The organism is Roseateles sp. FW305-36 (genome assembly GCF_058787015.1).
On sequence record NZ_JBYSZK010000017.1, the window covers coordinates 48425 to 72768 of the forward strand.

Here is a 24344-nt window from a genome sequence, read left to right on the forward strand (position 1 = left end):
CTCAAAACTCAAAGCCAAATTTGTCCAAGAGGGAGGCCGTCTCATAGAGGGGCAACCCCATGATGCCCGAGTAACTGCCTGCAATCTTCACGATCCAGGCCGCGGCCTGGCTCTGGATGGCATAGGCGCCGGCCTTGCCGAAGGGTTCGCGGCTGGCGACATAACGCTCGATCTGGGCCGCAGACAGCGGCGCGAACTCGACCTGGGACACATTCAGCGTGGCCGCGCGGCGCGTGGCATCGGCCACCGCCACGGCCGTGATGACGCGATGCGTGCGGCCCGACATCAGCCCCAGCATGCGGGCCGCGTCGGCGTCGTTCTCGGGCTTGCCGAGGATGAGGTTGTCGACCGCCACCGTCGTGTCGGCGCACAGGATGGGCGCGGGCGGCAGGCCGCGCGCGGCCAGGCGGGTCAGGGCCGCGTCGAGCTTGGCCGCGGTGACGCGGGCGCAATAGGTCTCGGGCAGTTCATCGGCCCGCACGGCCTCCAGCGCTTCCGCATCCTCGTCCGCGCCGGGCAGCAGCAGCTCGTGCTTGAGGCCGATCTGCTCCAGCAGCTGGCGGCGGCGCGGGCTTTGGGAGGCGAGGTAGATGAAGGGGGCTGTCATTCGCGGTGATAGGGGTGGCCGGTCGTCACCGTCCACGCACGGTAGAGGCCTTCGGCCAGCAGCACGCGGGCAAAGGCATGCGGCAGGGTCAGGTCGGACAGACGCAGCGTCTCGTCGGCCGTGGCCTTGAGGTCGGGATGCAGGCCGTCGGGCCCGCCAATGATGAGGGCGGCGTCACGGCCCTCGCCCATCCACAGCTTCAAGCGCTCGGCGAGCTGCACCGAGGTGCGGCGCTCGCCGCGCTCGTCCAGGATGATGCGGCGCACACCTTTCGGCAAGGCGGCCTCGATGCGCGCAGCCTCGGCCGCCATCAACTGCTCGGCCGTCTTGCTGCCGCGGGTCTCGGCCTTGACGGCCTTCAGCTCCAGCTTGAGCTCGGGCGGGAAGCGCTTGGCGAAATCCTCATAGGCCGTGTCGGCCCAGGCCGGCTGACGCTGGCCCACGGCGACGAGAAAGAGGCGCATCAGCCCTTCTTGGCGGCGGCCTTCTTGGCCGGGGCTTTCTTGGCGACGACCTTCTTGGCGGGAGCGGCTTTCTTGGCGGCGGTCTTGACCGGTGCAGCCTTCTTGGCCGGAGCCGCAGCCTTCTTCGCTGCCGGCTTGGCCGCGCCGATCTTGATGGTCTTGGCGGCCGGCGTCTTGCTGCCGACGACACGGCTGACGCCCTTTTTGGCCGGTGCGGCCTTCTTGGCGGCCGGCGCCTTCTTGGCCGGAGCAGCGGCTGCCTTCTTGGCGGGCGCGGCCTTCTTCTTGGCCGGCGCCGGTTCTTCCGAGGCCTTCACCAGCTTGACCTCGCCGCTGGCCACCTTGAGCTTGACGGGCTTGTCGCCCCAAATCTCCTCGAGGTGGTAGTAGTCGCGGATGGCGGGCTGCATCACGTGCACGACGGCGGCGCCGCAGTCCACGATGATCCATTCGCCGTTGTCCTCGCCCTCGGTGCGCATGACCTGCATGCCGCGGCCCTTGACGGTTTCGCGAACGCTGGACGCGAGGGCCTTGGTCTGCCGGTTGCTCGTGCCCGAGGCGATGATGACGCGCTCGAACAGTGGCGACAGGTGCTCGGTGTTGAACACGACGATGTTCTGGGCCTTGACGTCTTCGAGACCATCGACGATGGCTCGTTGCAGCTTGCGAATGTCCATTCAGTACTTCTTCTCGTAGAGGCGGTGCGAGGCAATATAGCTCGCCACCTCGGCGCCCACCATGGGGCTGATGTCCTCACCGCGCACGACGGCGTCGCGCACGGCGGTGGACGAAAGGGGCATGTCGGGCAGGGCCAACACCTGCAGGCGATGGGCCGGCAGGCCCGGCGGCGTGACGACGGCCTCGCCGGCGCGGGGCACGACGACCAGTGTCGCCAGCGACGTGACGGTCTCGACCTGGTACCAGGTCGGCAGCCGCGCATATTGGTCCTGGCCGATCAGGAACATCAACTCGGCACCCGGGTTCTGCACAGCGAACTCGCGCAGGGTGTCGGCGGTGAAGCTGGGGCCGCGGCGATGCAGTTCGCGGTCGTCCAGCACGAAGCGCGGCTCGCCGGCGATCAGCCGGCGGATCATGCCGGAGCGGTGCACGGCGGCGGCCATGACCTGGTCGGGCTTCTGCCATTGCCGGCCGGCGGGCAGCCAGACCAGGCGTTCGGGCGCCAGCGCATCGAGCGCGAAGCGGGCGAAGGCCAGGTGGCCGAGATGCGGCGGGTCGAAGCTGCCGCCGAAGATGGCCAGCTTCACAGCCATAGCGCCGTCGGGATCTCGTCGGCCCAGTCGCGCGGACGCAGGAAGTCGCTGTACAGCCGCGCCTCGGGCGTGCCGGGTTCCGGCGCCCAGTCATAGCGCCAGCTGACCTGCGGCGGCATGGACATCAGGATGGACTCGGTGCGACCGCCCGACTGCAGTCCGAACAGCGTGCCGCGGTCCCAGACCAGGTTGAACTCGACATAGCGGCCGCGGCGATAGGCCTGAAAGTCGCGCTCGCGCTCGCCATAGGCATAGCCCTGGCGGCGCTCGACGATGGGCAGATAGGCGTTCAGGAAGGCGTCGCCCACCGAGCGGATCACGGCGAAGCCGGCATCGAAACCCCCTTCGGCGAAATCGTCGAAGAAGATGCCACCGATGCCACGCGGCTCGTTGCGGTGCTTCAGGAAGAAATAGTCGTCGCACCAGGTCTTGAACTTGGGATGCAGCTCGGCGCCATGCGGGGCCAGGGCATCGCGGCAGACGCGATGGAAGTGCTGGGCGTCGCGCTCGTAGCCGTAATAGGGCGTCAGGTCCATGCCGCCGCCGAACCAGGTCACGGCCGGCGCATCCGGCGGCAGGGCGATGAAAGCCCGCACATTCATGTGCACCGTCGGCACGAAGGGGTTGTGCGGGTGCAGCACCAGCGACACGCCCAGGGCCTCGAAGGGCGCGCCGGCCAACTCCGGCCGATGCTGGGTGGCCGAAGGTGGCAGCACGCGGCCCTTCACATGCGAGAAGTTGACGCCGCCGCGCTCGAAGACCGAGCCGCCCTCGATGAGGCGCGACAGGCCGTCGCCCTCCAGCCGGCCGCCGGGCTCGCGCGTCCAGCCGTCGCTGAGGAAGGCATTGCCGTCGGCAGCCTCCAGCGCGGTGACGATGCGCTGTTGCAGGTCGAGCAGATAGTCGCGGACGGCTTGGGTGTTCATGTGCGCGGACGGATCGGACTGGCCAGTTCGGGGCGCTTGCCCACGCGGTGGCCGAGGTAGTCGGCAAAGGCGGCGAAATCGGTGTCGACGTTACCGGTCAACTGGACGAAACGGCTCAGGGAAACCGTCCGGGTCTGGAAGTCGAAGTAGCAAAGCCCGACCGGCACGCCGGCCTGCACGGCCACCTGGTAGGCGCCGGTACGCCAGCCCGTGCCCAGGGACCGCGTGCCCTCGGGGGCCACCGCCAGCCAGAAGCGCTCGCCGCGCACGGCGGCCTCGCGCATCTGCCTCACCGTGTCGTCGACGATGCCATGCCGGCTGCCGCGGTCCACGGCCACGCCGCCGATCCAGCGCACCCAGCGGCCCAGCAGCGGCACCTTGAAGAGGCTGTCCTTGCCCCAGAAGCGCAGCTGCAGGCCCAGAGCCCACTTGGCCAGCACGCCGATGACGAAGTCCCAGTTGGACGTGTGCGGATAGACCAGGATGACGCCCTGCTCCGCCGGCAGCCCGGGCGATTCCACCGTCCAGCCGAACAGGCGCAGCACGGCACGCGCCACACGGCTCTGATGGCCGTGGGGGTGCAGCGGACCGGTCAGGACGGTGGGAGCCGGGCTCAACGCTTGAGGGCCCGGTGGCCGATGTCGGAACGGTACTGGCGGCCGGCGAACTGGATGCCCGAGGCCGTGTCATAGGCGCGTTGCGCCGCGGTGCGGACGGACTCGCCGAGCGCCGTCACGCAGAGCACGCGGCCGCCGCTGGTCAGCAGCTTGCCGTCGGCCATGGCCGTGCCGGCGTGGAAGACCATGGCCTCGTCCTCGTCCTCGGGCAGGCCGGTGATGGCGTCGCCCTTGCGCGGGCTGAGGGGATAGCCTTCGGCGGCCAGCACGACGCCCAGGGCCACGCGGCGGTCCCATTGCAACTCGACCTGGTCCAGCGTGCCGTCGGTGGCGTGCATCATCAGCTCGAAGAGATCGCTCTTCAGGCGCATCATGATGGGCTGGGTCTCGGGGTCGCCCATGCGGGTGTTGAACTCGACGGTGCGCGGCTGGCCGTGGTCGTCGATCATCAGGCCGGCATACAGGAAGCCGGTGAAGGGATGGCCGTCCTTGGCCATGCCGGCGATGGTCGGCTGGATGATCTCGTGCATGACCTTGGCATGCACGTTCGGCGTGACGACCGGCGCGGGCGAATAGGCGCCCATGCCGCCGGTGTTGGGGCCTTCGTCGTTGTCGAGCAGGCGCTTGTGGTCCTGGCTGGTGGCCAGGGACACCACATGCTTGCCGTCGCAGACGACGATGAAGCTGGCCTCCTCGCCGGCGAGGAAGTCCTCGATGACGACGCGGGCGCCACCCTCGTTGTGGGTCACGCCGAGCTTGTTGTCTTCCAGGATCCAGGAGATGGCCTCGTGGGCCTCGGCCAGCGTCATGGCGACGACGACGCCCTTGCCCGCCGCCAGGCCGTCGGCCTTGATGACGATGGGCGCGCCGCGGCCGTCCACGTAGGCATGGGCCGCCGCAGGGTCGGAAAAGGTCTCGTAGGCCGCCGTCGGGATGCCGTGGCGCTTCATGAAGTCCTTGGCGAAGGCCTTGGAGCTCTCGAGCTGGGCGGCCGCCTTGGTGGGGCCAAAGATGCGCAGGCCGCGGGCACGGAACTCGTCGACGACGCCGGCCGCCAGCGCGGCCTCGGGGCCGACGACGGTCAACGTGATCTTCTGGTCGACGGCGAAGTCGGCCAGCGCCTTCACGTCGGTCATGCCGATGGGCACGGTCACCAGTCGCTCATCGCGCGCCGTGCCGCCATTGCCCGGCGCCACGTAAACCTGGCTGACGCGCTCGCCCTGGGCCAGCTTCCAGGCCAGCGCGTGCTCGCGGCCACCATTGCCAATGACTAGGACTCGCATCAGTTCAGCTCGGCGTTGTGATAGACGGCCTGGGTATCGTCCAGGTCTTCGATGACATCCAGCAGCTTCTGCATGCGCTCGGCATCCTCGCCGGTCAGCTCGATGGTGTTCTCGGCCCGCATCGTCACTTCGGACAGCTCGGGCGTGAGGCCCGCGGCTTCCAGCGCGGCCTTGACGACTTCGTAGTCGCTGGGTGCGGTCAGCACCTCGATGGCGCCGTCGTCGCCGGTGATGACGTCCTCGGCACCGGCGTCCAGGGCCGCTTCCATGATCCTGTCTTCCGACGTGCCGGGCGCGAACAGCAGCTGGCCGCAATGCTTGAACTGGAAGGACACCGAGCCGTCCGTGCCCATGTTGCCGCCGTATTTGCTGAAGGCATGGCGCACCTCGGCCACGGTGCGGACGCGGTTGTCCGTCATCGTGTCGATCATGATGGCCGCGCCGCCGATGCCATAGCCTTCGTAGCGGATTTCCTCGTAGGTCAGGCCATCGATATTGCCACTGGCCTTGTCGATGTTGTACTTGATGCGGTCGGCCGGCATGTTGGCGGCCTTGGCCTTGTCGACGGCCAGACGCAGGCGCGGGTTGTCCTTGATGTCGGGGCCGCCCTGGCGGGCCGCCACGCTGATTTCACGGATGATCCGCGTCCAGATCTTGCCGCGCTTCTCGTCCTGGCGGCCTTTGCGGTGTTGGATGTTGGCCCATTTGGAATGTCCGGCCATAAGTTCGGCTCCCGGCGGCTGGAGGTCAGCGGCCTGATTTATCGTTGGCAGAAGTGAGATTTTAGAGGAGCGTCCATGACCGACCCGATCCTGCTGGCCCGCCATGCCGACACGGAGTGCCTGCTGCTGCCCGCGCTGGCCAACCGCCACGGCCTCATCACGGGTGCCACGGGCACCGGCAAGACCATCAGTCTGCAGAAGCTGGCCGAGAGTTTTTCCAAGCTCGGCGTGCCCGTTTTCATGGCCGACGTGAAGGGCGACCTGACCGGCATCAGCCAGGCGGGCAACCCGAGTGAAAAGCTGCTGGCGACGCTGAAGGAGCGCGGCCTGGAGGCGCCCGAGCAGCTCGCCTGCCCCACCACGCTGTGGGATGTCTTCGGCGAGCAGGGCCATCCGGTGCGCGCCACGGTGTCCGACATGGGCCCGCTGCTGCTGTCGCGCATGCTGGCCCTGAACGAGACCCAGGCCGGCGTGCTGCAGATGGTGTTCAAGATCGCCGACGACAACGGCCTGCTGCTGCTGGACCTGAAGGACCTGCGCGCCATGCTGCAGCATGTGGGCGACAACGCCAGCACCTTCACCACCCAGTACGGCAATGTCTCGGCCGCAAGCATCGGCGCCATCCAGCGCGGCCTGCTGCAGATCGAAGCCCAGGGCGGCGACAAGTTCTTCGGCGAGCCCATGCTCAACATCGCCGACTTCATGCAGACCGAGGGCGGCCTGGGCGTCATCAACGTGCTGGCGGCCGACAAGCTGATGAACTCGCCGCGGCTGTACGCGACCTTCCTGCTGTGGATGCTGAGCGAGCTGTTCGAGACCCTGCCCGAGGTGGGCGACCTCGACAAGCCCAAGCTGGTGTTCTTCTTCGACGAGGCCCACCTGCTGTTCAAGGACGCGCCCGACGCGCTGGTCGAGCGCATCGAGCTGGTCGTGCGCCTGGTGCGCTCCAAGGGCGTGGGCGTCTATTTCGTGACCCAGAACCCGCTGGACATCCCCGACGCCGTGCTGGGGCAGCTCGGCAACCGCGTGCAGCACGCGCTGCGCGCCTTCACGCCGCGCGACCAGAAGGCCGTCAAGAGCGCCGCCGACACCATGCGGGCCAAGCCGGGCCTGGACATCGCCGCCGCCATCACGGAGCTCGCCGTCGGCGAGGCCCTGGTCAGCCTGCTGGACGAAAAAGGCCGCCCCAGCATCACCGAACGCGTCTTCGTGCTGCCGCCGGGCAGCCAGATCGGCCCGATCACGCCGCCGCAGCGCCAGCAGCTCGTCGCCAGCTCCCTGGTCGCAGGCGTCTACGAGAAGCAGCTGGACCGCGAGTCGGCCTACGAGAAGCTCACCGGCAAGGCCGCGGCCGCGCCTGCAGGTGGGGGCGGCGTTGCAGCCGGCCCGGTCCCGCAGGGCGGCGGGGCTGCGGCCCCGGCACCGGCGGAAGCCGGCGGCGGCATGATGGACAGCCTCAAGGACGTGCTCTTCGGCACCACCGGCCCGCGCGGCGCCCACCATGCCGGCCTTGCCGAGACCGCCGCCAAATCGGCCGTGCGCAGCATCGGCTCGGCCGTCGGCCGCGAGATCATCCGCGGCGTGCTGGGCAGCATCCTGGGCGGCAGTGGCAGCCGCCGACGCTGAGCCCGGCGCCGTTCGCGCCCCGTCGCACCCGCTCGTCGCAAGACCCTGGCGCATCCACGCCCGGCGCCTGATGCTGGCGCCATGACACCTTCCCGTTCCCGGCACGACTGGCAGATCCACATCGGCGGCACGGTGGCGATCTGCCTCATCGTCGGCCTGCTGAACTACCTGATCCGCGACGGCGCCGGCTTCTGGATCTGCATGCTGTACGCCTTCGCCATCGGGGTACAGATCTCGGCCTATATCTCGCTGCTGAGCCACGGACTGGAGCGGCTGCTGCGCCGCTGGCGCGGCGATCATGCCGTGGCGCCCAATATGTGGATAGGCTGGGGCTGGATGATGCCCTGCATCCTGCTCGGCTCGCTGGCGGGCTACGCCGGTGGTCAAGCGCTCGCCGACCTCATCAGCGGCCAGCGCACCCTGCCGCTGTGGCAGTTGTCCGACCGACGCGTGCCCCTGTCCATCGGCTTCACGCTGCTGGTGTCGCTGCTGGGCTCGCTGTTCTTCTTCTCGGTGTTCAGGCTCAACGTCGCCAGGCTGGCGCAGGCCGAGGCCCAGCGCCAGGCTGCGGAGGCCCGCCTCGCGCTGCTGCAGAGCCAGCTCGAGCCGCACATGCTGTTCAACACCCTGGCCCATCTGCGCGTGCTGATCAAGCTCAAGCCCGACGAGGCCCAGCGCATGCTCGACCGCCTCATCGACTATCTGCGCGCCACGCTGCAGGCCAGCCGCGCCACCGAGCACCCGCTGGCCGAGGAGTTCGAGCGCCTGTCCGACTACCTGGCGCTGATGCAGCTGCGCATGGGCGAGCGGCTGCGCGTGAGGCTGGACCTGCCCGCCGGGCTGGCCCGCATCGCCATCCCGCCGCTGCTGCTGCAGCCCCTGGTGGAAAACGCCATCAAGCACGGGCTGGAGCCGCATGTGGAGGGCGGCGAGCTGCGGGTGTCGGCCGCCAAGGCAGGCGAGCGTCTCGTCCTTGAAGTGGCGGACAGCGGCGCGGGGCTGACTCGCGAGACGGAATTGCCAGGCACGGGTTTTGGCCTCACCCAGGTCCGTGAGCGCCTGACCCAACGCTATGGCGACTCGGCCCGCTTCGACCTCCAGTCCCAGCCCGGCGGCGGCAGCGTCGCCCGTATCGAGATGCCCGCATGAAAGCCACTGCCCTGATCGCCGAAGACGAGCTGCTGCTGGCCGAGAACCTGCGCGCCGAGCTGGCCGCCGCCTGGCCGGCGCTGGAGATCACGGCCCAGGCCGGCAGCGGCACCGCGGCCGTCGAGCTGGCCCTGCAGCACCACCCCCAGGTCTGCTTTCTGGACATCCGCATGCCCGGCATGACGGGGCTGGAAGCGGCCCAGGCCATCACGGAGGACTGGCCCGAGCATGCAGGCCCCCTGCCCTTGTTCGTCTTCGTCACGGCCTATGACCAATACGCCCTGCAGGCCTTCGACGCGGCAGCGGCAGACTATCTGCTCAAGCCCGTAACGCCCGAGCGCCTGGCGCAGAGCGTCGCGCGCATCCAGGCCCGCCTGCAGCAGCCCGCCGCCGGTGATGCGACGCTGGCCTCGCTGCGCCAGTTGCTGAGCCAGGCCCTGGCGCCCTCACCTCGCCTGCGCCATCTGCAGGCCGCCGTCGGCGACGCCATCGAGCTGGTGCCGCTGGACGACATCGTCTACCTGGAAGCGGCCGACAAATACGTGCGCGCCGTGACGGTGACGCGCGAGTTCTGGGTGCGGGCGCCGCTGCGCGAACTGCTGCCCCAGCTCGACCCCGAGCGCTTCTGGCAGGTGCACCGCTCCACCGTCGTCCACATCGATACCGTCGCCCGCGCGCTGCGCCAGGAGAACGGCACGGTGCTGCTGGAGCTGCGCCAGCGCCCTGAGAAGCTGACCGTGAGCAGAGTTCACGCAAATCGTTTCAAGGCGCTGTAGCGGCGCGGTAGCAAGGAAACGATGGAAACCGTATAAACGGTTTCCATCGTTATGAACCACCACCGCAAACCCGCCCCTGCCGAACGCGCCAAGCTCGTGCGCGACGGCTTCACCATGCCCGAGGCCGACTACGCCCTGTTCAAGGAGCTGAAGAACCGCCTCCACGACGTGAAGCGCGAAGCCAAGAAAAGCGAGCTGCTGCGCGCCGGCCTGCAGGCCCTGGCCCAGCTCGACGCCCAGGCCCTGGCCGCGGCGCTGGACCGGCTGGAGCCCGTCAAGACCGGGCGTCCCCCCAAGGCGGGTTGAGGAGAGAACCCCATGTCCGACGCAACCTACTGGTGGCATCTGCTCTGCGCCCTTGCCGGCCTCAACCTGATCGCCTGGACGGTCTCCACCGCCTGGCTGCACCGCAACAGGCCCGATGGCAGCACCTGGCCCCATCAGCGCCTGCAACTGCTGCTGTCGGCCCTCTATGTGCTGGGCTGCGGCTACCGCTGCGTGCTGCCGGTCTTCGACGTGCCCCGGGTCGTCATGGTGGACAGCTGGGCGTCCAGCGTCATCGTCGGCCGCACGGTGGCCACCATTGCCGAGCTGAGCTTTGCGGCCCAATGGGCGCTGCTGCTGCGCGGCGGGGCGATCACCACCGGGCACCGCTTCAGCCTCCACGTGGCCCACGCCATCGTGCCGCTGATCGCCATCGCCGAGGTCAACTCCTGGTATGCCGTGCTGACGACGCGCAATCTCGGCCACGTCGTCGAGGAGACGCTGTGGGGCACAGCCGCCCTGCTCAGCGTGCTGGCCATGCTGGCCATGTGGCCCCAGGCGAATGCCCGCGGGCGGCGCTGGCTGCCCCTGGCCATCGTCGCGGGCGGCCTGTATGCGGCCTATATGTTCGCCGTCGACGTGCCCATGTACTGGGCCCGCTGGGTGGCCGACGAAGCCGCCGGCCGGGTCTACGCGACGGTGGCAGCGGGCGTGGCGGATGCGTCCAGCCGCTGGACCGTGTCGCACGACTGGGCCCACTGGCAGTCCGAGGTCGTCTGGATGACGCTCTATTTCAGCGTCGCGGTCTGGATCAGCATCGCTCTGGCCCATGTGAGGCTGCCACTGAGGCACCAGCCGCCCCGTCCTTAGAATCGTCGCCATCGCGGGCCGAATTGAAAGCGGCCCGCTTCTGTTTGCAGAGCCGACGATGAGCCAAAACTCCCCCGCGCCCGCCCCGGCGACCAATTTCCTGCGCCAGCGCATCGAGCACGACCTCGAGACCGGCGTGTTTGCCGGCCGTCATTTCGCCGGCGGCCCCGGCGATGCGGCCCATCACGCCGCCGGCCCGCTGGACGAAGCCCGCATCCGCACCCGCTTCCCGCCCGAGCCCAACGGCTATCTGCACATCGGCCATGCCAAGAGCATCTGCCTGAACTTCGGCCTGGCGCGTGACTTCGGCGGCGCCTGCCATCTGCGCTTCGACGACACCAACCCCGAGAAGGAGGAACTGGAGTACGTCAACGCCATCAAGGAGATGGTGCAGTGGCTGGGCTGGAGCTGGGGTGACAACCTCTACGAGGCCAGCAGCTATTTCGACTTCATGTACGCCGCCGCCGAGGCCCTGGTGAATGCCGGCCACGCCTATGTGGACGAGCAGAGCGCCGAGGACATGCGCGCCAACCGCGGCGACTTCGGCCGCCCGGGCGTCGACAGCCCCTTCCGCGGCCGCTCGGCCGCAGAGAACCTGGCCCGCCTGCGCGAGATGCGCGACGGCAAACATGCCGACGGCGCCATGGTGCTGCGCGCCAAGATCGACATGGCCTCGCCCAACATCAATCTGCGCGACCCGACGCTGTACCGCATCAAGCATGCGGAACACCATGCCACGGGCAACAAGTGGTGCATCTACCCGATGTACACCTTCGCCCACCCGATCGAGGACGCGCTGGAGCGCATCACCCACAGCATCTGCACGCTGGAGTTCGAGGACCAGCGCCCCTTCTACGACTGGCTGCTGGAGCATCTGGCCGACCTCGGCCTGCTGGCCCGCCCGCTGCCGCAGCAGATCGAGTTCGGCCGTCTCAACCTGAACTACGTCGTCACCAGCAAACGCAAGCTGCGCCAGCTGGTGGAGGAAAAGCACGTCAGCGGCTGGGACGACCCCCGCATGCCGACCCTGGTAGGCCTGCGCCGCCGCGGCTTCACGCCGGCCAGCCTGCGCGCCATGGTGGAGTCCACCGGCGCCAGCAAGCAGAACGCCTGGATCGACGACACCGTGCTCGACCAGGCCCTGCGCGCCGATCTCGAGCCGCAAGCACCGCGCGCCTTCGCCGTGCTGCAGCCGCTGAAACTGAAGCTGACCAACTACGCCGAAGTCTTCGGCAGCGCCGACCACCGCGAGCCCTGCGAGACCGCCGCCCATCCGCACAAGCCGGAGCTCGGCCAACGCAAGTTCTCTCTCGGCCCGGAGCTGTGGATCGAGGCCGAGGACTTCGTCGAGACGCCGCCCAAGGGCTATTTCCGCCTCTTCCCGGGCAACAAGGTGCGCCTGAAGGCCGGCTACATCATCGAATGCACCGGCGCCGAGAAGGACGCGGCGGGCAACGTGATTGCTGCGCTGGCGACGGTCATTCCGGACACCAAGAGCGGCACGCCCGGCGCGGATGCCGTCAAGGTCAAGGGCACCATCGGCTGGGTGGGTGCGCATGAGGCCGTGCAGGCCGAGGTGCGCCTGTACGAGCGCCTGTTCGCGCAAGCCCAGCCGGACGCCGGCGGCCGCGACTTCATCGAGTTCCTGAATCCGAATTCCCTGCGCATCGTGCAGGGCTTCGTCGAGCCTTCACTCGCCGACGCGGCGGTGGACCAGCGCTGGCAGTTCGAACGTCACGGCTATTTCGTCACCGACCGCATGGACCACCGCGCGGACCGGCCCGTGTTCAACAAGATCACCGGGTTGAAGGACAGCTTCTCCAAGTAAGGGCCTGTTGGCCCTCAAAGGCGGCGGATGGTGGGGCTGGCGTAGTCACGTCCCACCACGGCGCGGGCGAACAGATAGTTCTGCAGCGCCTTCTCGCTCAGCGAATCCAGCCGCACGCCGCCATGCGCATCGCAGGGGAAAGCCAGCGCACGACCGGCATGGAACAGCGACTCGAACCGCAGTTCGTAGTCGTCGCTCATCAAGGGCATGGGGCGTGAGTTCATGGAGCACCTCGTCTTGCTTGCAGACTAGGCGCCCCCTCCCCCCATTGCGCGTGAAAAGGTCGCAGAGCGGGTCGACGCCCCCCGCAGTCACCTGCCTGGGCGCCAAGATGTCACGGCTGTTGCAATCGCTCTAGCGTCGCAGCACGTCGATCTGGAAGGGCCTGTCGTTCATCTCGACAAGGGCGGTGCTGGGTACGTTCAACGTCATCAGCCGGCGCTGCGACAGGTTGAGCAGGGCCAGCGAGGGCTGCAGATGCTGGCGCAGCAGGGCCTGCAGCGAGCCGTCGGCAAAGGCCATGCGCAGGCCGCGACCGATGCGCTCGATGGCCACGTGGTTGCCGGGATGGGTGTAGAGGTATTGCGGCAGGTCGTAGGCCAGCAGCAGGCTGTCGTCCAGGGCCAGGCCCTTGAGCCCGGCATGCGCCCGCGCCTCTTCGCCCACCTCCAGCACGCTGCGGCAGAACACGTCGGCCCGCCCCAGCGCCACCATCTGGAACAGCGCCTCGTAGGTGTTGATCTCGGCCACCGTGAAGCCGTTGGCGCGCAGAATGTCGGCATCGGCCCAGCCACGGCCCTGCACATGGCGCAGCCGCGCGACGGCGCTGACGGTGTCGGCCTCGCGCAGCAGCGCGCGCTGAGGCGCGTGCACGAAGCAGACCCGGTAGCGGGTGACCCCCAGATGGATGGGGAAGAGCACCGGCACCAGCCCGGCGGCACGGCCGCTCTCGGGCCCCGTGACGAGCAGGAAGTTGGGCGCCGACTGCTGGGCCGCCTCCAGCAGCGCGCGGCGCTTGTTCATCGGCGCGGAGAGTTGCAGGCGGTAGGGGCCATCGGTGGCGCGCGTCTTCTCCAGCGCCAGTTGCACCGCGTCGCGGTTGTAGGCATTGCGCAGGTCGGTCTCGCTGTCCGGCGACCGCAGCGTCAGCGTCAGCTCCTGCGCGTGCGCCAGTCCCGCTGTCGCGGCGAGCAGCGCGGGCATTCCCTTGATCAGACAACGTCTGTGCATCTTGGTGGCGCAGGGGCAGTTGCCCTGAATGTAGCGGGAACCGCGGCGTTAGGGCCCGTTCCGTGACTTCCTGCACGAACATCGCACCGCTGGCCCGCCTGTTTGCAATTGCTCACAGCCTCCGGGCGGGTGCCTTCCTAGCATGCCGAAGTCATGCCGACCGCCACGCCCACCAACCCACCGAGCCGCCCTGCCCAGCCCCGGCTGCTGAGCGGCACCGGCGGTGGCCGGCGCAACGACGACAGGACGCGCACGGCCACCGAGGCAACGACCTTCACGGCCACCGTGCCCGTCCCCCGGCCGCCGGCGACTGCCTCGCGCGCGGCCGCCGCGCCGGCACCGGCCTCGAGTGCCCTGCCCCGCTGGGCCAAGGGCTTCGTCATCGGCGGTGTGCTGCTCGCCATCGCCATGCCGGTCTCGGTGCTGATGTCGCGCTCCATGCTCGTGCAGGAAGCCCTGGCCGAGCAGAGCGGCTCCAAGGCGGCCATGGTCTGCACGGCCGGCGAAGGCCGGGCCAATGACGATTCCAGCCTGATGGGCTGGCTGTTCGGCGGCTCCTATTTCAGCTGCGGCGACTGGGAGACCCGCGAGGCCCGCCAGCAGCGCGACCGTGATCGCGACCAGGCCAACTACATGGCCCGTGAGCGGGCCAAGCAGGGGTTGAATTAATCGCTTGAAAGATCTGCCAGGCGGCGGACCTTGACCTTGCGGCCCTTGAGCTTGCCCAGCGACAGCCGGCGCACCGCTTCCTTGGCAATGCTGCGCTCCACCGCCACATAGCTGTGGAAGTCGGTCACGTTGATCTTGCCGATCTGGGCCGCCGTGAAGCCCGCCTCGCCGGTCAGTGCGCCGAGGATGTCGCCGGGGCGGATCTTTTCCTTGCGGCCGCCCAGGATCTGCAAGGTGTCCATGGCCGGCAGCAGCGGGCCACCGGGCGCGTCCTTCAGGCCGTCCAGCGGCTCCCACTTGAAGGCTTCGCCCTGCAGCTGCTCGATGCGGCCGATGCGGCCCATCTCGTCCAGGCTCGCCAGGCTCAGGGCCAGGCCGTCGGCACCCGCGCGGCCGGTGCGGCCGATGCGATGCACATGCTGTTCGACGTCGGCGCTGATGTCGACATTGATGACGCAGGCGAGATTCGCGATGTCCAGCCCGCGCGCTGCCACGTCGGTGGCCACCAGCACCGAGGCGCTGCGGTTGGCGAACTGGATCAGCACCTGGTCGCGGTCGCGCTGCTCCAGGTCGCCGTGCAGGGCCAGGGCGACAAAGCCCTGGGCCGCCAGCACGGCTTCCAGATCACGGCATTGCTGCTTGGTGTTGCAGAAGGCGATGGTCGATTCGGGCCGGAAGGCGCGCAGCAGCCGCGGCACGGCGTCCAGGCGTTCGGCTTCGCTGACCTCGTAGGCGATCTGGCGGATGGTCGACGCCGCGGCGCTGGTCGAACCGGCGACCTTCACCGTCTGCGGCTCGCGCATGAACTTGGCCGCGATGTCGTTGACGCCTTCGGGGAAGGTGGCCGAGAACAGCAGGGTCTGGCGGTTGCCGGGCGCACGCTTGGCAATCGCCTTGATGTCGTCGACAAAGCCCATGTCCAGCATGCGGTCGGCCTCGTCCAGCACCAGGGTGTTGAGGGCCGACAGGTCGAGCGAGCCGCGCTCCAGGTGGTCGATGAGACGGCCCGGCGTGCCGACGACGACGTGGGCGCCGAAGGACAGGCTCTCCATCTGCGGCTTCATGGGGTTGCCGCCGCACAGGCTCAGCACCTTGATGTTGTCGGCGGCGCGCGCCAGGCGGCGGATCTCCTGCGTGACCTGGTCGGCCAGCTCGCGAGTGGGGCACAGCACCAGGGACTGCACGCGCGGCAGGTCGGCCTTGAGCCGGTGCAGCAGCGCGATGGCGAAGGCGGCGGTCTTGCCCGAACCGGTCTGGGCCTCGCCGATGACATCCTTGCCGGCCAGGGCCAGCGGCAGGCTGGCGGCCTGGATGGGGGTCATCTCCAGATAGCCCAGCTGTTCGAGATTGGCCAGCATGGCCGCGCTGAGCGGCAGGCTGGAAAAGGCTTTGGAAGTGGACGCGGTCATGGCCCGATTGTCCGCGCCCGCTCAAAGAACCGGATCGAGGACCGCAATCAGGCGGTCGATCTCCTCGGCCGTGTTGTAGTGGGCGATGGACACGCGCACCACGCCGCCCTGCTCGCGCAGGCCCAGGTTGTCGATGAGGCGGCGGGCATAGAAGTCGCCGAAGCGGATGCCGATGCGGTGGGGGTCGACCTGCCGCACGATGGTCTCGCTGTGCTGGCCGGCGGCCACGAAGCTGATCGTCGGCACGCGCTGCCCGCCGCGGGTGCTTGAGGGGCCGATCAGCTTCACGCCGGGCTTGCTGGCCAGGAAACCCAGCAGCCGCTCGGCCAGCGCGTCCTCATGCTGCTCGAAGGCGTCGAAGGCGGCCTGCATGCGTTCGCGCCCGCTGCCTTCCCTCGTCCAGGCACCCAGGCGCCCGCCCACCTCGACGAAATAGTCGGCAATGCCGGCGCAGCCCCAGCTCAGCTCGTAGTTCACGTTGCCGGGCTGCAGCTTGTAGGGCAGCGTGGTCGGCGGGATGAAGTCGTGGTTCAGGCTCGCCAGCGACAGCAGCAGCTCGCGCCGCCCCCACAGCACCGCGTAGTGCGGGCCGAACACTTTGTAGAAGCTGAACACATAGAGATCGGCGCCGCTGGCCTGCACGTCCACCAGTCGGTGCGGGGCATAGGCCACCGCGTCCACGCACAGCCGCGCGCCGGCGGCATGCACCAAGGCCGCCACCTCGGCCACCGGGTTCACGGCGCCCAGCACATTGGAGGCCTGCGTCATCGCCACCCAGCGCGTGCGGTCGTTCAGCAGGGCCTGGAGATCGTCCAGCTCCAGCCGCATCGTCTCGGGCCGCATGCGCCAGAAGCGAATCACCGCACCGGCCTCGGCCAGCCGACCCCAGGCGCCGATGTTGGCCTCGTGATCGGTGTCGGTCACGATGATCTCGTCGCCCGGCCGGATACCGGCGCGCAGGGCCTGGGTCACCTGGAACATCAGCAGCGTCGTGGCGCCGCCCATCACCACTTCCTCGTCATGCGGTGCGTTGATCAGCCCGGCCACCGCCCGCCGCGCCGCCAGCACCTTCTCGCCCGCGACCTGCGACACCGCATAGCTCGCACCGAGCTGCACCGGCGTCGTCACCAGGTAGTCGCGGATGCGGTCCGCCACGCGGCCAAGGCACTGCGAGCCACCGGCGTTGTCGAGATAGACGAAGTCGCCGGCGAGGGCGGGGAACTGGGCGCGGATGAAGGGTAGGTCGAGGGCGGGCATGGGGGGCGGCCTGAGTCGGGTGAAGGGGCAGAGGCTGGATGCTGGGGTGTTTGACGAGCAACTGAGACCGCCTCATCGAGTTCGCGGACCAGCGCATCGCAAGCGATCCGCCGATGCGGACCTTGGGCGGCGGTGCCGGCCCATCGGCGCGGACGCCTCAACTGGGCCTCAGCCAGGCCCGCAGCCGTCCGTACAGGTGCTGCCGCTCAACCGGCTTGCCAAGGTGGTCGTTCATGCCTGCCGCGATGCAGACCTCGCGGTCCTCTTCGAAGGCGTTTGCGGTCATCGCGAGGATCGGGGTCTGCGCGTGGGTCGGCAGCCCCCGGATCGCCCGAGTGGCGTCCAGCCCGTTCAGGTGCGGCATCTGCACGTCCATCAGGATCAGGTCGTACGCCTGACGATTGGCCAGATCCACGGCCTGCCGGCCATCATCGGCCACGTCCACCGCAAAGCCGGCCTGCTCGAGCAGGGCGCGCGCCACCTCCTGGTTGACGGGCTCGTCCTCGGCCACCAACACGCGCTTGCCCGCAGCGACCTGGCGCAGGCGCTGTAGATCGTCCTCGCCGACCTGCACCGCCGCAGGCTCCGAAGCCCGCGCCGCGGCGCCCACGCGCACCGTGAACCAGAAGGTGCTGCCCTGCCCGACGCTGCTGACGACACCGATCTCGCCGCCCATCAACTGCACCAGGCGCTTGGTGATGGCCAGGCCCAGCCCCGTGCCGCCGTACTTGCGCGTCATCGAACCGTCGGCCTGCTCGAAGGAGGTGAACAAACGCCGCTGGTCCTCGACGGCGATCCCAATGCCGGTGTCGACCACCTCGAAACGAAGCCGCACCGTGCCATCGTCGTCGGCACCGGCGTCACCGCCGGGCAGCTGGCGCACGCGCAGGGTGATCGAGCCCCGCGCGGTGAACTTGAGGGCATTGCCGGTCAGGTTGAGCAGGATCTGGCCCAGCCGCATGGGATCCCCCACCAGCGTGCGACTGGTCAGCCCAGGGTCCGCATCCAGCCCAAACGCGATGTGCTGCTCCTGCGCCTTCGGGCCGAGCAGGCTCAGCAGGTGGCCCAGCACATCGTCGAGCTGGAAGCGGATGTGTTCCAGCGTCAACCGCCCAGCCTCGATCTTGGAAATGTCGAGGATGTCGTTGATCACCGCCAGCAGGTGCTGGGCCGACCGCTTGCTCTTGTTGAGCCAGTCGATCTGCTGCACATCGGTGGCACGGCGCAGCGCGAGGTCCACCATGCCCATCACGCCATTCATCGGCGTGCGCAGCTCGTGGCTCATGTTGGCCAGAAAGGTGCTCTTCGCACGGCTGGCGGCTTCGGCCTGCTCCTTGGAGGCGGCCAGTTCGGCGGTGCGCGTTTCGACCAATTGCTCCAGCCGGTGGCGATAGGTCTCGAGCTCGGCCTCGTTCGCCTTGCGCTCGGTGATGTCGTACAACGTCACCAGATAAAGGTCGCTGGACGGCGAAGGGAGCCGCGTTCCCGTGATCAGCGCCGTCCTTTCGGCCCCGCTCTTGCAGCGGATCTTCACCTCCATGGGCTCGGCCGAGGGCGCGTCGGGGCCGGCGGCGACCACGCGAGACATCCATTGCGCCTCGACCTCCCGGCGGTAGTCCGCGTCGGGATAGGCCTTGGGCCACCAGGCTTGCACCGTCGGCACGTCGGCGCGGTCGTAGCCGAAGCTGCGCGTGAAGGCCGCGTTCAGGTAGATGATGTTCAGCGCCGCGTCGTTGAGCGCCAGCGGCACGGGCGAGGCCTCGATGATGGTGCGCAAGCGCGACTCGGCCTGTGCCAGCCGCGCGGTGTTGCGCAGGTGCAGGCCCAGCATCACCCCCACCAGCAGGCTCAGCCCGAACCCGGCCGCGTACACCAGCGGCGACAGCGCGCGCGGCATCCCGGCGATGAAGCCGCTGCGCGGCTGCAGCACCACCTGCCAGGTCTGCTGCCCGAAGACCACCGCCACCTGCATGCCGTCGGCGTCGGCCCCGCCCGTGTCACCCCGCCGGGCCTCCGGCGGCGTCCCCCGGGCCAGCCCGGTGTAGAAGGGTTCCGAACTGCCGGGATCGGCGGCGTACACGCGCAGGTCCACCTGGGCCGCATCGGCCACTTGGGCGGCGCGCTGGAACAGCGTCGGCAGGTCCACGACCGCCGCGACGTAACCCAGCACGGCGTCGTGCGCGTCGAAGACGGCCGTCGAAATGGCGACGGCCATCACGCCGGAGTCGACCAGACCGCTCTTCATGAAGGGGAAGATGCCCGAGGCCACCGGCAGCCGGGTACGCTGCGCCTCCAGCTTGGACGCCATGCGCTCGGGGCTGAAACTCATGTCCAGCCCCTGGGTCTGGTACGCCGGCGGCCATGCGTAGAGCACCGGCACGTAGGTCTCGCGCCCGCTCACAGGCCTCCAGCCCTTGCCGTCGGCGTCGGGCTGCACGACCCGGTAGCCCCGTTCACCGGCCTGCCGCGCCGCAGCTTCGAAGCCGGCAAGGTCCCGGGCCGGCACCACGGGCTGCCACTCCACTAGGTTCACGCTGAGCTGGTCGGCCACCAGCTTCTGCGCGTAGCGGTCGAACTGATCGGCGCTGAGCCTGGGATTGGACTCCAGCAGCAGGCCTGCGTTGCGCATGGCCTCCGTCGTGCGCGTGAGCTCCAGTTCGAAGGCGCTGGCCACCGCGCGCGCGACGTCGGCCTTCTTCTCCTGCAGCCGAAGGGCTTCGGCCTGCCGCAGGCTGCCGCCCGCCAGCAGCGTGAGCGCGCTGCCGGTGGCGAGGGTCAGGCCCAGCAGCAGCGCGGCGCGCCAGCGGTCGCCCGAGTGCAGGCGGCTTGGTGCAGAGGTCAGGGCCGGCATGATGGTGGCGCGGGAAACGGCTGCGGGGGGTTGCACTCGGCCACGACGTCCCCAGGCCGACATCCCTTGTCGCTCCTGCAGCCACCTGTGGCAGTTGAACGCCATCATCATGGCATGGCGCAATGTTGCGTCGGCGGCACAGCGCTTGAGCTTTCGCAAGGCTCGCCGAGGCCCATGCCCCGATGGTTGGCGCGGATGCCGACGGCGCCCCGCCCCCGCGCAGCGCGACGCCGCCACGGCCGTGATTGGCATCGGCGTCTGGAGCGAAGCGGGGGCGACAGTCGTTCGCAGACGTGGCTCCATCAAGGACGTCTGGTCCCGCCCCGCGCGCCCGGCCCGTTCATCCCGGCAGCGGATCCAGGCCTTTTTGAGTCAGGAACATCTCGGTGATCGGCGCAGCCAAGTTCCACGCGAGGCGACGCAAGCGCTGCCCGTCATCGCCCACCCGGTGGCAGCGTGAACCTCCGCGCGGATTCCGCCGCTACCCAACAGGCACGCCAAGGCCTTCAATCGCCGGCCAGCCACCGCAGCGCCGCGGCCATCTCGGTATCCGCACCAGCGGCCACGTCGGCCCAGCGCGGCCGCACGACAACATCCGGCTGCACACCTGCATCCGGCGGGTCGCCGGGCGCGAAGTTCGCGACGAGAGGGATGTCCACGGCCACGCCCGAGGCCGGCAGCGTGATCCAGGCCAGCTGGCCGCCGTTCAAGCCGCGCAGATTGCCGCCAGTGGCTTGGCCGAGCAGGGTCGCCGCGCCACTGGCCTTGAGGTCGCGCGCCAGCAGATAGCCGGCCGAGCTGTTGTTGGGGCCGACCAGGGCAACGACACGGCCTTTGAAGGGCCGCGCCGCCGGGATGACGATGCTCGGCGGGCTGTCGGGCAGGGCCCAGTTGCGACCCGCGGTCTTCGCGACCTGGCCGGTGCGGTCGAAGAAGCCGAAATCCCAGGTGTCCAGGTAACGCGCCAGCACATAAGGCGCGCGTTCATAGGCTGACTCGCGGCGGCTACCGGGCTGGGTGAAGGGCGCCTGGATCAGATGGGCCAGCAGGGCCCGGCCCAGCGCATCGTCGCCGCCTTCGTTGTCGCGCAGGTCGATGACCAGGCGATCGATGCCGCGCTGGGCCAGCTCATCGAAAGTCCGGTCGAGAAAGGCGGCACCATCGAACTTGCGGTCCCAGAAGGCAAAACTGGGCAGGGTCAGCACGGCGGTGCCGGCTTCGATGCGCAGACGCCAGGCGGGATCGCGCTCACGCCAGCCCGTGGCACGCAGGGCCTGCTCGCGCTCCGCCGCCGACAGCACCAGCCCCCTCACCTCACGTCCATTCGCCAGACGCAGCCGCCAGCCCTCGGGACCCGGCGGGAACAGCAGTGGGAGGAGGCGCTGCACGGCGCCGCCATTGGCGTCGTCGTCGAGTTGGACCAGGCGCTTGCCGTCGCTGCTGCCGTCGGCGCGCAGATAGGGCATCAGGGCCGCGGCGATCTCGGCGGGCGAGAGGCCCTCGATGGCCAGCAGTTCGCTGCCCGCCGGCACGGCCGGTGCAGCGCTGGCGACGACAAGGATGCGCCCTTCGACCCAGCGCAGCACCAGCGGCAAGGTCTGGCGGCCCAGCATGGCCTGCACGGCCGGCGGCTGGTTGGCCGGATTGGTCCAGGTATGGCCGCAGCGCACGGCCGCCGCCAGCCGCGTGGCCAGCAGATAGAGCTGGGCGCGGCTGGCGCCCTCGGCCACCTCGGCCTGGGCGGCCGCAAAACCGGCGTCGATCTGCGCTGGCGTGGCGTAGCGGTAGAGGCCGGGATGCAAGTCGACCAGGGCGCGCTTGAGGATGCGCAGATCGCGCTGGGCCTGCTCGGAGCTCAGCTCGGGGGCGGCCTGGGCGACGGCAAGACCGATGGCCAGGCAGAGGGAGAGGACGAGGTTCTTCATGCCCCGCAGGGTCGCCGCAGCCGCCGCGACGCGCGACCCGAATCACCGCAAACCCGCGCCGGCCCTCAGCTTTTCAGGATCTGGCACGCCAGGCCGACGGCGTCATGCCCGTCTGCGCCTTGAAGACGCGGTTGAAGCTGGTCTTGGAACTGAAGCCGGCCTGCAAGGCCAGGTCCAGCAGTTCCTCGCCCGCACCGGCGGCCAGGCGCTGCTGCACCCAGGCGACGCGCAGGCCGCCGATGACGTCGGCAAAGCCCAGGCCCAGGCCCTCGTTGAAGGCCCGCGACAGATAGCTGCTGTTGGTGCCCAGGCGCCGCGCGAGGCCATCCAGGCTCAGCTCGGGGTCGCGGAACCAGGCTTCGGCCTCGGTGCGATCACGCCAGGCCGCGCCAAGCGCGGCCCAGTCGGGCGGGCTGCGCGGCGCGGGTGGCTCGGCCGGCGCTGCCTCGGGCTGCAGCGGATGGCGCTGGCCGGCATGCCGCCAGGCTTCCAGGCCCAGCGCGAACACGATCAGGGTCAGCGCGAGATAGAGACCGAAGCGGTCGAAGTAGTTGAGCCGCCAGATCGCCGTCGCGGCCTCGTAGGGCAGGCTGACGGCCAACAGCAGCCCCAGCGCCACCAGCGTGCCGGCCAGGCCGCTGTAGCGGTGCTCGTCGGCATTGCTGACATGCTTGTCCAGCCAGGCCTGGAAGTCGCGATGACGGCGCCAGGCCAGCAAGAGGTAGACGCTCAGCGACACCAGGCCGGCCCAGGTCAGCGCGGGGCCGATGAAGCGGGCATGAACCGTGTCGTTCCAGTGGTCCTTCCAGGCCAGGGGTTGCAGCAAGCAGAACGTGAAGTAGAGGGCGACCACGGCAGCCGGCAACAGATGCCAGGCCCAGCGCCGCGGCAGCCGCTGGCGCGTGCGCTGCTGCACATGCAGCCACAACAGCGGCCCGAGGGCCAGTTCGTGATCGAAGGGCGCGAAGCTCAGCCAGGGATACGCGTCGTAGAAGCCGGCATAGCCGATGACATAGGGCGTCAGCTTCAGGGCCATGACGACCAGCAGGGCCGCCACCCAGCGGTTGGCGCGGCGCTGGCCCGGCGGGGCCACCAAGGCAGCCGCCACCGCGAGCGCGAACAGCGCGCCCAGGCCGAGGGTGGTGCTCCAGGGGCCGAAGCGGATCATCCGGGCGATGCGGCTGGCATCGCGGCATTATGGGCAGCGCCGCCGGGCGCGCTGCGCCCCTTCACCAGCACCCGCCACAGCAGCCGCGGCGCGAATAGGCTTTCGGGCGGCGCCAGCATGTGCACGACGCGCTGGAAGGCCGCGCTGACCTCGGCGTCCTGCGGCGCCACGCTGTAGATGCGGCCCACATAGGCATTGACGATGCGCACCGGCAGCGGCCGCCTGCCCGGCACGACGTCCAGCGACAGGTCGCCGCCGACGGCGAGCTGCCAGGGCGTGTCTATGACCTTGGCGGCGGCGCGGAAGAAGCGCTGCGCCAGCTTCGCTTCGCCGCTGGCCAGCGCCTCGCGCAGGGCGAGCGCTTCGCAGGCGGCCACCGTCATGCCCTGGCCGTAGATGGGGTTGAAACTGGTCAGCGCATCGCCCATGACGAGGAAGCCGGCCGGAAAGGCCGTGAGCTGCTCGTAGTGGCGGCGCTGGCTGTGCGGCATCTGGTAGCGGATGACGTCGCCGATGGGCTCGGCCTCGTGCGTGACCTTGACGAGCTCGGGGCAGCCGACGTCGCGGGCCCGCTCGCGCAGGGCCTCCAGCGTCGCGGCCGCATGGTCGCCCGCGAAGCCACCCACGCCGGCCACCCAGCGCGGTGCGCCGCCCTCGCTCTCGGGCTCCTGGGCCAGCAGCACGCCGGGCCGCGGCTGCGCGTTGGTGACGGCGCCGAAGGTGGCCACCTTGTCCAGGCCCGGGCCCATGGCGCAGGCGCCGCTGCGCCTGAAGTAGGCGCTGGTGTAGCAGATGCCGATGTCGACGCGCTCCTCTGGCGGCGCCTGCAGGCCCCAGCTGCGCAGCCATTGCGGTGCGCGCGAACCACGACCGGTGCAGTCGACGACGACGGTCGCCGGCAGGCTGAACTCGACGCCCTCGACGACATAGTTCGCCGCCACGACGCGGCCGGCCTCGAACTCCGGCGCCTTCACGGCCGCGCCGCAGACGACGCGCACGCCGGCACGCGCCAGCAAGCGCCGGCGAATCTCCGCCTCGATGGCCAGGCGGCTCGCGCACAAGGCGGGCAGGCCGGCAACACCGCTGGCGAAGCGGCGCCGGTTGGCCTCGAAGGCCGCATCGCGCTGCAAGTCACCCAGCAGGCCACCGCGCGCCACCAGCGCATCCGTGAAACCGGGAAAGAGTTCCTCCAGCACCTGCAGGCCGCGCGCCAGCAGGCCGTGCGGGTGGATGGCGTGGGGCGTGCCCTTGCGCGGCGCGGCACCGGCAGGCAGCTCGTCGCGCTCCAGCAGCACGACCTCGTCGAAATGCTCCCTGAGCACGCGCGCGGCCAGCAGGCCGGCCAGACTGGCGCCGAGGACGACGGCGCGGGTGGGCGTGGAACTCGTGGCCATGGCGGGCCTCTCGTGGCGGGTTGCGATGCGCTGACTTA

At 69.5% G+C, this 24344-nt stretch carries 23 protein-coding genes; 7 read left to right on the forward strand and 16 right to left on the reverse strand.

Annotation, left to right across the window (positions count from 1 at the left end; translation table 11 throughout):
* Window position 1 precedes the first annotated feature (1 nt).
* From AC3WOE_RS25180 to AC3WOE_RS25215, 8 genes are read right to left on the reverse strand one after another with little or no spacing between them, the layout of a single operon-like run.
* Entirely contained in the window at window positions 2-607 is a 606-nt protein-coding gene (locus AC3WOE_RS25180; RefSeq protein WP_492694318.1) for a Maf family protein, read from the reverse strand.
* Entirely contained in the window at window positions 604-1071 is a 468-nt protein-coding gene (gene rlmH / locus AC3WOE_RS25185) for a 23S rRNA (pseudouridine(1915)-N(3))-methyltransferase RlmH (RefSeq protein ID WP_056198982.1), read from the reverse strand. The genes AC3WOE_RS25180 and rlmH overlap by 4 nt, the downstream gene beginning before the upstream one ends.
* The gene (gene rsfS, locus AC3WOE_RS25190; RefSeq protein ID WP_492694321.1) at window positions 1071-1748 is read right to left on the reverse strand and encodes a ribosome silencing factor; all 678 of its coding nucleotides are present in this window, start codon (window positions 1746-1748) and stop codon (window positions 1071-1073) included. Before rsfS ends, rlmH begins: the two co-directional genes overlap by 1 nt.
* The gene (nadD, locus tag AC3WOE_RS25195; RefSeq protein WP_492694323.1) at window positions 1749-2342 is read right to left on the reverse strand and encodes a nicotinate-nucleotide adenylyltransferase; all 594 of its coding nucleotides are present in this window, start codon (window positions 2340-2342) and stop codon (window positions 1749-1751) included.
* Entirely contained in the window at window positions 2333-3268 is a 936-nt protein-coding gene (gene hemF, locus AC3WOE_RS25200; protein WP_492694325.1) for an oxygen-dependent coproporphyrinogen oxidase, read from the reverse strand. The genes nadD and hemF overlap by 10 nt, the downstream gene beginning before the upstream one ends.
* Window positions 3265-3885 carry a 1-acyl-sn-glycerol-3-phosphate acyltransferase gene (locus AC3WOE_RS25205; protein WP_492694327.1) on the reverse strand — a complete coding sequence of 207 codons (621 nt, stop codon included), beginning with the start codon at window positions 3883-3885 and terminating at the stop codon, window positions 3265-3267. The genes hemF and AC3WOE_RS25205 overlap by 4 nt, the downstream gene beginning before the upstream one ends.
* On the reverse strand, window positions 3882-5168 hold the full coding sequence (gene purD / locus AC3WOE_RS25210; RefSeq protein ID WP_492694329.1) for a phosphoribosylamine--glycine ligase: 1287 nt from the start codon (window positions 5166-5168) through the stop codon (window positions 3882-3884). Before purD ends, AC3WOE_RS25205 begins: the two co-directional genes overlap by 4 nt.
* Window positions 5168-5890 carry a YebC/PmpR family DNA-binding transcriptional regulator gene (locus AC3WOE_RS25215; protein ID WP_492694331.1) on the reverse strand — a complete coding sequence of 241 codons (723 nt, stop codon included), beginning with the start codon at window positions 5888-5890 and terminating at the stop codon, window positions 5168-5170. The genes purD and AC3WOE_RS25215 overlap by 1 nt, the downstream gene beginning before the upstream one ends.
* 75 nt (window positions 5891-5965) lie before the next feature.
* On the opposite strand from AC3WOE_RS25215, the gene AC3WOE_RS25220 reads away from it, so the two are divergent.
* The 6 genes from AC3WOE_RS25220 (at window position 5966) to AC3WOE_RS25245 (ending at window position 12403) form a co-directional block, all read left to right on the forward strand.
* Window positions 5966-7516, forward strand: coding sequence for a helicase HerA-like domain-containing protein (locus AC3WOE_RS25220; RefSeq protein ID WP_492694333.1), 1551 nt, complete (start codon window positions 5966-5968; stop codon window positions 7514-7516).
* A gap of 81 nt (window positions 7517-7597) precedes the next feature.
* Window positions 7598-8665, forward strand: coding sequence for a sensor histidine kinase (locus tag AC3WOE_RS25225; RefSeq protein ID WP_492694335.1), 1068 nt, complete (start codon window positions 7598-7600; stop codon window positions 8663-8665).
* Window positions 8662-9441, forward strand: a complete 780-nt coding sequence (locus tag AC3WOE_RS25230) for a LytR/AlgR family response regulator transcription factor (RefSeq protein ID WP_492694337.1) — start codon at window positions 8662-8664, stop codon at window positions 9439-9441. Before AC3WOE_RS25225 ends, AC3WOE_RS25230 begins: the two co-directional genes overlap by 4 nt.
* Before the next feature lie 51 nt (window positions 9442-9492).
* The gene (locus AC3WOE_RS25235) at window positions 9493-9747 is read left to right on the forward strand and encodes a hypothetical protein (RefSeq protein ID WP_492694339.1); all 255 of its coding nucleotides are present in this window, start codon (window positions 9493-9495) and stop codon (window positions 9745-9747) included.
* A gap of 12 nt (window positions 9748-9759) precedes the next feature.
* The gene (locus AC3WOE_RS25240; RefSeq protein ID WP_492694341.1) at window positions 9760-10575 is read left to right on the forward strand and encodes a hypothetical protein; all 816 of its coding nucleotides are present in this window, start codon (window positions 9760-9762) and stop codon (window positions 10573-10575) included.
* Between the two features lie 58 nt (window positions 10576-10633).
* The gene (locus tag AC3WOE_RS25245; RefSeq protein ID WP_492694343.1) at window positions 10634-12403 is read left to right on the forward strand and encodes a glutamine--tRNA ligase/YqeY domain fusion protein; all 1770 of its coding nucleotides are present in this window, start codon (window positions 10634-10636) and stop codon (window positions 12401-12403) included.
* 14 nt (window positions 12404-12417) lie between these two features.
* Here AC3WOE_RS25245 and AC3WOE_RS25250 read toward each other — a convergent pair whose 3' ends face one another.
* Together AC3WOE_RS25250 and AC3WOE_RS25255 are read right to left on the reverse strand one after the other, a co-directional pair.
* On the reverse strand, window positions 12418-12627 hold the full coding sequence (locus AC3WOE_RS25250; protein ID WP_492694345.1) for a hypothetical protein: 210 nt from the start codon (window positions 12625-12627) through the stop codon (window positions 12418-12420).
* Between the two features lie 130 nt (window positions 12628-12757).
* Window positions 12758-13606, reverse strand: a complete 849-nt coding sequence (locus AC3WOE_RS25255) for a hypothetical protein (RefSeq protein WP_492694347.1) — start codon at window positions 13604-13606, stop codon at window positions 12758-12760.
* A 180-nt stretch (window positions 13607-13786) separates the two neighbouring features.
* Between AC3WOE_RS25255 and AC3WOE_RS25260 the strand changes: the two genes are divergently transcribed.
* Window positions 13787-14302, forward strand: a complete 516-nt coding sequence (locus AC3WOE_RS25260) for a hypothetical protein (RefSeq protein WP_492694349.1) — start codon at window positions 13787-13789, stop codon at window positions 14300-14302.
* Here the strand turns inward: AC3WOE_RS25260 and dbpA are convergent.
* From dbpA to AC3WOE_RS25290, 6 genes are all read right to left on the reverse strand, one after another.
* Window positions 14299-15711: an ATP-dependent RNA helicase DbpA gene (gene dbpA, locus AC3WOE_RS25265; protein WP_492694351.1), complete on the reverse strand. Its 1413-nt coding sequence runs from the start codon at window positions 15709-15711 to the stop codon at window positions 14299-14301. The two genes, AC3WOE_RS25260 and dbpA, sit on opposite strands and share 4 nt — an antisense overlap.
* 21 nt (window positions 15712-15732) lie before the next feature.
* Window positions 15733-16968: a cysteine desulfurase-like protein gene (locus tag AC3WOE_RS25270; RefSeq protein WP_492694353.1), complete on the reverse strand. Its 1236-nt coding sequence runs from the start codon at window positions 16966-16968 to the stop codon at window positions 15733-15735.
* 157 nt (window positions 16969-17125) lie between these two features.
* Window positions 17126-19819, reverse strand: a complete 2694-nt coding sequence (locus tag AC3WOE_RS25275) for a response regulator (protein ID WP_492694355.1) — start codon at window positions 19817-19819, stop codon at window positions 17126-17128.
* A gap of 506 nt (window positions 19820-20325) precedes the next feature.
* A complete protein-coding gene (locus AC3WOE_RS25280) occupies window positions 20326-21744 on the reverse strand; it encodes a S41 family peptidase (RefSeq protein WP_492694357.1) in 1419 nt (472 codons plus the stop codon).
* Window positions 21745-21817: 73 nt separating this feature from the next.
* A complete protein-coding gene (locus AC3WOE_RS25285; RefSeq protein ID WP_492694359.1) occupies window positions 21818-22912 on the reverse strand; it encodes an AraC family transcriptional regulator in 1095 nt (364 codons plus the stop codon).
* Window positions 22909-24306 carry an FAD-dependent oxidoreductase gene (locus AC3WOE_RS25290; protein WP_492694361.1) on the reverse strand — a complete coding sequence of 466 codons (1398 nt, stop codon included), beginning with the start codon at window positions 24304-24306 and terminating at the stop codon, window positions 22909-22911. The genes AC3WOE_RS25285 and AC3WOE_RS25290 overlap by 4 nt, the downstream gene beginning before the upstream one ends.
* Between the last annotated feature and the right edge of the window lie 38 nt (window positions 24307-24344).